This window comes from Lactobacillus taiwanensis DSM 21401, from assembly GCF_001436695.1.
GTDB lineage: Bacteria > Bacillota > Bacilli > Lactobacillales > Lactobacillaceae > Lactobacillus > Lactobacillus taiwanensis.
The window spans coordinates 1-8,302 of record NZ_AYZG01000039.1; the positions used below are offsets into that span (position 1 = coordinate 1).

An 8,302-nucleotide genomic window follows, 5' to 3' on the forward strand; every position below is an offset into this window, starting at 1 on the left:
ACTCTTAATCCGTGGGTCCAGGGTTCGATCCCCTGACCACCCATATTTTAAAGGCACCGCATAAGCGATGTCTTTTTTTGTTTTTAAACTTCTTTTATAATTAATACCATGAATAATAAACCTTCTAAACACAAAACTATTTACTATAATTCTTTAACTGATGATGTTGTTAAAAGTAAACAACAAGATTTTACTCTACCTGATAATTACCAAATAATTAAACAAAATATACCTAATTACGTTATGCGCTTTTTGGCTACTGGATTTGCTTATCTTTTTACTTATGGTGCAATGCATGTCAAAGTAATAGGTAGAGATAAGTTAGTCAAATATAAGGATCAGGGTTATTTTATTTATGAAAACCACACGCAGATGCTTAACGACGTTTTCATGCCTCTAACCTTATGTGGCTGGAAAAATTATTATGCAATTGCTAATCAAGCAAATTGGGGAATTCCAGTAATTGGCAAGATTCTTTTACCTTATGGTGGCTTACCTGTAGGAAAAACTATTAAACAAGCTATTAATTTGCTTAAGGCAGTTAAAGCGTTAACTAAAGAAAACGCTCATATAGTTATTTATCCAGAAGCTCATATCTGGCCTTACTTTACAGATATTCGACCATTTTCAGAAACCAGTTTTAATTTTCCTGTCCAAGCAAATAAAGCAAGTTTTGTAATGACAACAACTTATCAGAAACGAAAATATGGAAAACATCCCAAAATTACTGTTTATATTGATGGCCCATTTTTCCCTGATACCACTTTAACTAAAAAGCAACAACAAAAAAAGCTTCACGATCAAGTATTTCACCAATTAAAAAAGCGGTCTAAAATGAGCAACTATCAGTATTACCAGTATCAAAAACGAGAAATTGGAGGATAAAATGAATATTCTATTTTGCGGTGACTCTCACGCCGAAGATGGTATTTTAATTGCAACTCTATCTTTATTAAAAAACGCCTCTACTCCCCTGCACCTCTATATCTTAACTATGCAGGCAGAAGGATATGAAGCTTTTAACGAGCAAGCTTTTAACTTAATCAAAAAAATCATTAAAGAAAAAGATCCAAATAATACTGCTGAATTAATCGACTGCACTGAACTGTTCAAAAAAGAGCCTCCACGTGCAAACATGGAAACCCGTTTTACTCCGTATGCTATGCTTCGTTTATTTGCAGATCAAATTCCACAAATTCCCGACCGAATTTTATATTTAGATGACGATATTATTATCCGCAAAGATATTAGTGATTTTTATGACCAGGATCTAACAAATACAGAATTAGTTGGCGTTCTTGATTTTTGGGGTCGCTTTTTCTTTCATAATATTCATACTCATAAAACGTTTGATTATCTAAATTCAGGAGTCTTGCTCCTAAATATGTCTGAAATCAAAAAAACTCATCTTTTTGCAAAAGTAAGAGAAAAAATGAGCGATAAAAAAATGCTTCTTCCCGATCAATCAGCTTTAAATAAACTTGCTACTGAGAAAAAGATTGCACCACGTTGTTACAATGAACAATACCGTTTGCGTCCAGACACTAAAATTCAGCATTTCACAACTAGTTTTCGCTTTAAACCTTATTTTCACACTCTTACAGTTAAACCATGGGATATTGAGCGCGTTCATGGGGTCTTGAAATTACATGAATATGATGATTTACTTAAGGAGTACACAAAACTAAGACCACAATTAAAGCGGTCCTAAATTTATTTTAGATATGGAGTTTTATGATGACGATACCTGTTTTTTATACAATTAGTGATAACTACACCCCCTATGCAGCCGTGTCAATTCAATCTTTAATTGACCACGCTGACCCAAACAAAGATTACACAATTACTCTTTTAGTACAAAACATTAGTGACGAACATAAAAAGAGTCTTGAGGATCTTTCTACTGAAAATATTCATGTTAATATCTTTCATATCGATGATGATATGGTAGCTCCTATTCACAACAGTAAAGAAAATTATTTACGTGCTCAATTCTTTACCATGTCAATTTTCTATCGTTTATTTATTCCAAATCTTTTTCCTCAATATGACAAGGCTGTTTATTTAGATGCAGATACTATTATTTGTACCGACATTGCAGAACTCTACAATACCGAAATTGGAGACAATATGTTTGCTAGTGTTCCCGATATGTCAATTAGATTTATTAAACCACTTCAAGTTTATATTAAGGAATGCCAAGGAATTTTTCCACCAGAGAAATATATAAACAACGGTGTGATTCTCTTTAATATGAAGGCATTTAGAGATAAAAAATTTGTTGATAAATTCTATTCATTAATTGAAAAATATCACTTCGATAATATCGATCCTGACCAAGCTTACATGAACGAAATTTGTGAAGATAAAATTTATCACTTACCACTTGAATGGGATGCAATGCCTAATGAACATATGGATGAAATTAAAAATCCTAAAATTGTTCACTATAATCTCTTCTTTAAGCCATGGCATTTCGCTGATGTTCAATATGGTAAATATTTCTGGGATGTTGCTAAAAATTCACCATATTACGATGAATTAAAAAAGCAATTGGCTGACTTTACTGATGAAGACCGTAAAAAAGCACGCGCTGACTTAGAGTGGATGATTAAAAAAGTCGACCAAATCAAAGATGAAGACGTCACTTGGGCAAAAGTTAAGAAAACTACGTCTGTCAAAATATAAAGAGATACAAAAATAACTATTCCAGTTTTTATAGTATTAGTGATGATTTCACCAAATATGCGACAGTTTCACTTAATTCACTAGTCAAAAATGCAAACTCAGAAAAAGATTATACGATTTTTTGAATCAAGATCTTTCTGAAGAGTATAAAAAGCAACTCGCAAATTTTAGCAATAATTATGTACATGTCAAATTTTTCCATATTGACGAAGAATTAGTAAAACCAATTCAAAATCGAAAAGAAAACTATCTGCGTGCAAACTTTTTCATGATGTCTATTTTTTATCGCTTATTCATTCCAGAGTTATTTCCGCAATATGATAAAGCCATTTACAGTGATAGTGACACCATTGTAGTTGACGACATTGCTAAGCTTTACAATACCGAGTTAGGTAGTAATCTCTTCGGTGCTTGTACCGATTCTTCAATTCAATATGTGGATAAATTGGTGAAATATATCAAAGATGCACTGGCTCTTGATCCACGCTGAGTGCAATGCCTAATGAAAATACTGATCCCATTTCTAATCCAGACTTAATTCACTATAATTTATTCTTTAAATCTTGGCACTTCAAAGACGTACAATATAAAGATTATTTCTGGAAATATGCTAAAACAACTCCATTTTATGAAGAATTAAAATCAGAACTAGATAATTATGCTGATAAACAACGGATAGAAGATCGAGCTAAATTAGACCACATGCTTGAAAAAGAAAATATCACAGTAGTTGATCCTAATAATTGGATTCAAGTCAAAAACAAAGGCGAAAGGATTAAATTATGATCATTGGCGAAAATCGTGCACAAGTTATTGAAAATATCAAAGCAGCCGTCAAAAAAGGAAAAATGCACGCTAAAGTTGAACTAGGTGATCCTATTTTAACCAAGAGTGAAAGAATCAAGCTCGTTAATGACTATTGGAAACAACAAAAAAAACTTAGTCATAAATTAAAAAATATCATTGCTCAGGGAATCATTAATATTGATACGCTAATCTTGATGGCTCATACGCAAATCAAAAATAAAGAGCGTGCAAAAAAAACAAAATATGGCGCAATTGTCACTACTAATCATTTTAAGCAAACCGATAGTTTACCAATTAAAAAATTAGCTAATAAGTGCCATAAAAAACTCTATATTGTAATTGAAGATTCTAATTTAAAACTACCTGGCTTTTTTGGCTTTTTAATGAATAACATTAATGCCATTCCAATCGTTCAAAGTTACCAATATTTAGGACGTGAATTTTCTAAGCATTTACAACATGTTTTTGATAAAAAAGGTTGGGTTTTAATCTACCCAGAACAAGAAATGTGGTATAACTACCGCAAACCTCGTCCTCTTCAAAAAGGTGCATATTATTATGCTGCAAAGGCTAACGTGCCAATTGTTTCATGCTTTGTAGAAATTAAAGATCTTCCTGAAATGGAAAAAAATAGTTCTAAATTCCATAAAACTCGCTACATTCTTCATGTACTTCCAACAATTTATCCTATTGATCGTCTTACTGTTGATCAAAATGCTAAAAGAATGCGCGATATTGATTATATGCAAAAGAAAAACGCATATGAAAAGGCATATGGCAAAAAATTAACCTATAATTTCGATTACGATGATATTGCAGGTTACATAAAATACTAATCTTTTTTAGACTATCTGATAAAAATCAGATAGTTTTTTATTACATTCATTTAATAACATAATAATTCGTTATTTTTGCTTTACTCAATTAAGTAGACTACAATATAAATGGCTATAATCAAAGCTCACGAGTTTAATAATATTCAAGTTATAAAGTTAATAGTATTTTATCAGAAAGAAGAGAGATACGATGGGAAAAGATGGGGACAAGGTGGTCAGTAAAGGCTACAAATACTTTATGGTATTTCTCTGTATGTTAACTCAAGCCATTCCTTATGGGATTGCTCAATTAATTCAACCTTTATTTGTTCACCCTCTGGTTAATACTTTTCACTTTACATTAGCTTCTTATACCTTAATTTTTACTTTTGGGGCTGTCGTAGGGTCTCTAGTTTCACCAATGGTTGGTAAAGCTTTACAGAAAGTTAATTTTAAAATTTTGTATTTGATTGGTATTTGCCTTTCAGCTGGAGCATATGTAATTTTTGGAATTAGTACGAAACTACCCGGTTTCTATTTAGCCGGAATTATTTGTATGGTTGGTTCAACCTTTTATTCTGGGCAAGGTGTTCCATGGATTATAAACCACTGGTTTCCCTTTAAAGGACGTGGTGTTGCATTAGGTCTGGCCTTCTGCGGGGGTTCAATAGGTGATATTTTCTTACAACCTATTACTCAGGAAATTTTGAAGCACTTTATGACGGGCAATACTAAAACTGGACATTTAACTTCAATGGCTCCATTTTTCATTTTTGCCGTTGCTCTTTTAATTGTTGGTCTAATTATTGCTGCTTTTATTAGAGTGCCAAAGAAGGATGAGGTTCTTGCTTCAGCCGAAGAAGTTAAAAAGAATCGGAATGAAGCTGCTCAAAAACAAGCCCATGAATTTCAAGGTTGGAGCGGTAAACAAGTTCTTCATATGAAATGGTTCTGGGTCTTTAGTATCGGCTTTTTAATCATTGGTTTAGGGCTCGCTTCTTTAAATGAAGACTATGCAGCCTTTTTAGACACTAAATTATCCTTAACAGAAGTCGGAATGATTGGTTCAGTCTTCGGGATTGCTGGTATTATCGGCAATATTTCTGGTGGCTACTTATTTGATAAGTTCGGTACTGCTAAATCCATGGCTTATGCAGGAATCATGTTGATCATCGCTATTTTGATGATGATCCTGATTAGTACACATCCTTATGGAGATCGCATTAACTTATATGCTGGTATGGGTTGGGCCTTTACTAGCGGGCTATCAGTATTTAGCTATATGTCTGGGCCTGCCTTTATGGCTAAGAATTTATTTGGTGCCAAAGCACAAGGGGTTAACCTAGGTTATATTAGTTTAGCCTATGCAATTGGTTTTGCTATTGGTGCCCCACTCTTTGGTGTTATTAAAGGTGCCACTAGCTTTACCGTTGCTTGGTGGTGTACCACCTTCTTTGTTGCAATTGGTTTTATATTATTAATTTTTGCAGCTATTAAAATTAAACAAATTCAAAAAAATATTATCGTGAACAAGCCAAATATTATTTTAAATAAGTAATTAGTTAGAAAGAGGGTAATTATATGTCTAGTGATGCTGCTACTAAAGATAAAGTAGTAAGCAAAGGCTACAAGTACTTCATGGTTTTCCTTTGTATGTTAACCCAAGCTATTCCTTATGGAATTGCTCAAAACATTCAGCCTTTGTTTATCCACCCCTTAGTTAATACTTTCCACTTCACATTAGCATCGTATACATTGATTTTCACGTTTGGAGCAGTCTTTGCTTCAATTGCTTCACCATTTATTGGTAAAGCACTAGAAAAAGTAAATTTCAGAATTATGTATTTAATTGGTATTGGTCTTTCCGCTATTGCCTACGTAATTTTTGGAATTAGTACAAAACTTCCTGGTTTTTATATTGCAGCCATTATTTGTATGGTTGGTTCAACTTTCTTCTCAGGACAAGGTGTGCCATGGGTTATTAACCACTGGTTCCCAGCAAAGGGCCGTGGCGCTGCTCTAGGAATTGCCTTCTGTGGTGGTTCTATTGGGAATATCTTTTTACAACCAACAACTCAAGTCATTTTAAAGCACTACATGACAGGTAACACCAAGACAGGTCACTTGATTTCGATGGCACCATTTTTTATCTTTGCGGTTACTTTGCTAATAATCGGTGTAATTATTGCTTGCTTTATTAGAACTCCTAAGAAAGACGAAATCGTTGTTTCTGATGAAGAATTAGCTGAAAGCAAGAAAGAAGAAGAATTAGCTAAAGCCAAAGAATTTAAAGGCTGGACTAGTAAACAAGTTTTACAAATGAAATGGTTCTGGATTTTTAGTCTTGGATTTTTAATTATTGGTTTAGGTTTAGCCTCTTTAAACGAAGATTATGCAGCATTTCTGGATACAAAACTTTCACTAACTGATGTTGGATTAATTGGATCAATGTATGGTGTCGGTTGTTTAATCGGAAATGTTTCTGGTGGTTTCTTATTTGATAAATTTGGTACAGCAAAATCAATGGCCTATGCTGGCTGTATGTATATCTTATCTATTTTAATGATGGTCTTTATCAGTTTCCAGCCTTATGGTTCTCATGTAAGTAAGGTTGCCGGTATTGCTTACGCTATCTTTTGTGGACTAGCTGTATTTAGTTACATGTCTGGCCCAGCTTTCATGGCGAAAGATCTGTTTGGTTCTAGAGATCAGGGAGTAATGCTTGGATATGTAGGTTTAGCCTATGCCATTGGATATGCCATTGGTGCTCCATTATTCGGTGTCATCAAAGGTATGGCTAGCTTCACTGTTGCTTGGTACTTTATGATTGCCTTTGTTGCAATTGGTTTTATCATTTTAGTATTTGCCGTTATCCAAATTAAGAGATATCAAAAGAAATATATTGCTGAACAAGCTCAATCTATTACTAAATAATTAAAAGGAGGATTTTTGAAATGTGTACTGGTTTAAGATTTACAGATGATCAAGGAAATTTATATTTTGGTCGTAACTTAGACGTAGGTCAAGATTATGGCGAAGGCGTAATTATTACACCTCGTAACTATCCCCTTCCTTATAAATTCTTAGATGATACCAAGACTAAAAAAGCAGTTATTGGTATGGGAATTGTGATTGATGGCTATCCATCATATTTCGACTGCTTTAACGAAGATGGCTTAGGTATTGCAGGTCTGAATTTCCCACATTTTGCAAAATTTAGCGACGGTCCAATTGAGGGCAAAGTCAACTTAGCATCTTATGAAATCATGCTATGGGTTACTCAAAACTTTACCAAAGTTAGCGACGTTAAAGACGCCTTAAAGAATGTTAACTTAGTAAATGAAGCTATTAACTCATCATTTGCAGTAGCTCCTCTTCACTGGATTATTAGTGATAAAGATGAAGCTATTATAGTTGAAGTTTCAAAGCAATATGGCATGAGAGTTTTTGAAGATAAATTGGGTGTTTTAACTAATAGTCCAGATTTCAACTGGCACTTAACTAATCTTGGTAACTACACTGGATTAGATCCACATGATGCTAGCGCTCAAAGCTGGAATGGTCAAAAAGTAGCTCCATGGGGCGTTGGCACTGGTAGTTTAGGTTTACCTGGTGATAGCATCCCAGCCGACCGTTTTGTTAAAGCTGCTTATTTAAATGTCAACTATCCAACTGTTAAAGGCGAAAAAGCTAATGTTGCTAAGTTCTTTAATATTTTGAAGTCAGTTGCCATGATTAAGGGTAGTGTTGTCAACAATCAAGGTAGTGATGAATATACTGTCTACTCTGCTTGTTACTCTGCTGCTACTAAGACTTACTACTGCAACTTTGAAAATGATTTTGAGCTAAAGACTTATAAATTAGACGATGAAACAATGAATGTAGATAAGTTAATTACTTATTAATCTAATCAAAAACTGCTATATCTACAAAAAATTGGCTGTTTGTCAAATCCTGTTGATGAATAGTTTTGAAAAAGAATCAAGCAACTA

At 33.6% G+C, this 8,302-nt stretch carries 7 protein-coding genes and 1 pseudogene; all 8 read left to right on the forward strand.

The window, feature by feature from the left end; all coding sequences use genetic code 11:
* The first annotated feature begins 108 nt into the window (after window positions 1–108).
* The 8 genes and pseudogenes from FD18_RS05785 (at window position 109) to bsh (ending at window position 8,215) form a co-directional block, all read left to right on the forward strand.
* Window positions 109–885: a 1-acyl-sn-glycerol-3-phosphate acyltransferase gene (locus FD18_RS05785; protein ID WP_057719027.1), complete on the forward strand. Its 777-nt coding sequence runs from the start codon at window positions 109–111 to the stop codon at window positions 883–885.
* Between the two features lies 1 nt (window position 886).
* Window positions 887–1,711 (forward strand): glycosyltransferase, encoded by an 825-nt coding sequence (locus FD18_RS05790; RefSeq protein ID WP_057719028.1) that lies wholly within the window; start codon window positions 887–889, stop codon window positions 1,709–1,711.
* A 23-nt stretch (window positions 1,712–1,734) separates the two neighbouring features.
* A complete protein-coding gene (locus tag FD18_RS05795) occupies window positions 1,735–2,688 on the forward strand; it encodes a glycosyltransferase family 8 protein (protein ID WP_057719029.1) in 954 nt (317 codons plus the stop codon).
* Window positions 2,685–3,474 (forward strand): annotated as a pseudogene (locus tag FD18_RS05800) (glycosyltransferase). The gene FD18_RS05795 and the pseudogene FD18_RS05800 overlap by 4 nt, the downstream one beginning before the upstream one ends.
* Window positions 3,471–4,331 (forward strand): lysophospholipid acyltransferase family protein, encoded by an 861-nt coding sequence (locus FD18_RS05805; RefSeq protein ID WP_057719030.1) that lies wholly within the window; start codon window positions 3,471–3,473, stop codon window positions 4,329–4,331. The pseudogene FD18_RS05800 and the gene FD18_RS05805 overlap by 4 nt, the downstream one beginning before the upstream one ends.
* A gap of 190 nt (window positions 4,332–4,521) precedes the next feature.
* On the forward strand, window positions 4,522–5,868 hold the full coding sequence (locus FD18_RS05810) for a conjugated bile salt MFS transporter (RefSeq protein WP_057719031.1): 1,347 nt from the start codon (window positions 4,522–4,524) through the stop codon (window positions 5,866–5,868).
* Window positions 5,869–5,891: 23 nt separating this feature from the next.
* Complete coding sequence (locus FD18_RS05815) at window positions 5,892–7,244, forward strand: conjugated bile salt MFS transporter (protein WP_057719032.1); 1,353 nt, start codon at window positions 5,892–5,894, stop codon at window positions 7,242–7,244.
* 20 nt (window positions 7,245–7,264) lie between these two features.
* The gene (gene bsh, locus FD18_RS05820; RefSeq protein ID WP_057719033.1) at window positions 7,265–8,215 is read left to right on the forward strand and encodes a choloylglycine hydrolase; all 951 of its coding nucleotides are present in this window, start codon (window positions 7,265–7,267) and stop codon (window positions 8,213–8,215) included.
* Window positions 8,216–8,302: the final 87 nt, after the last annotated feature.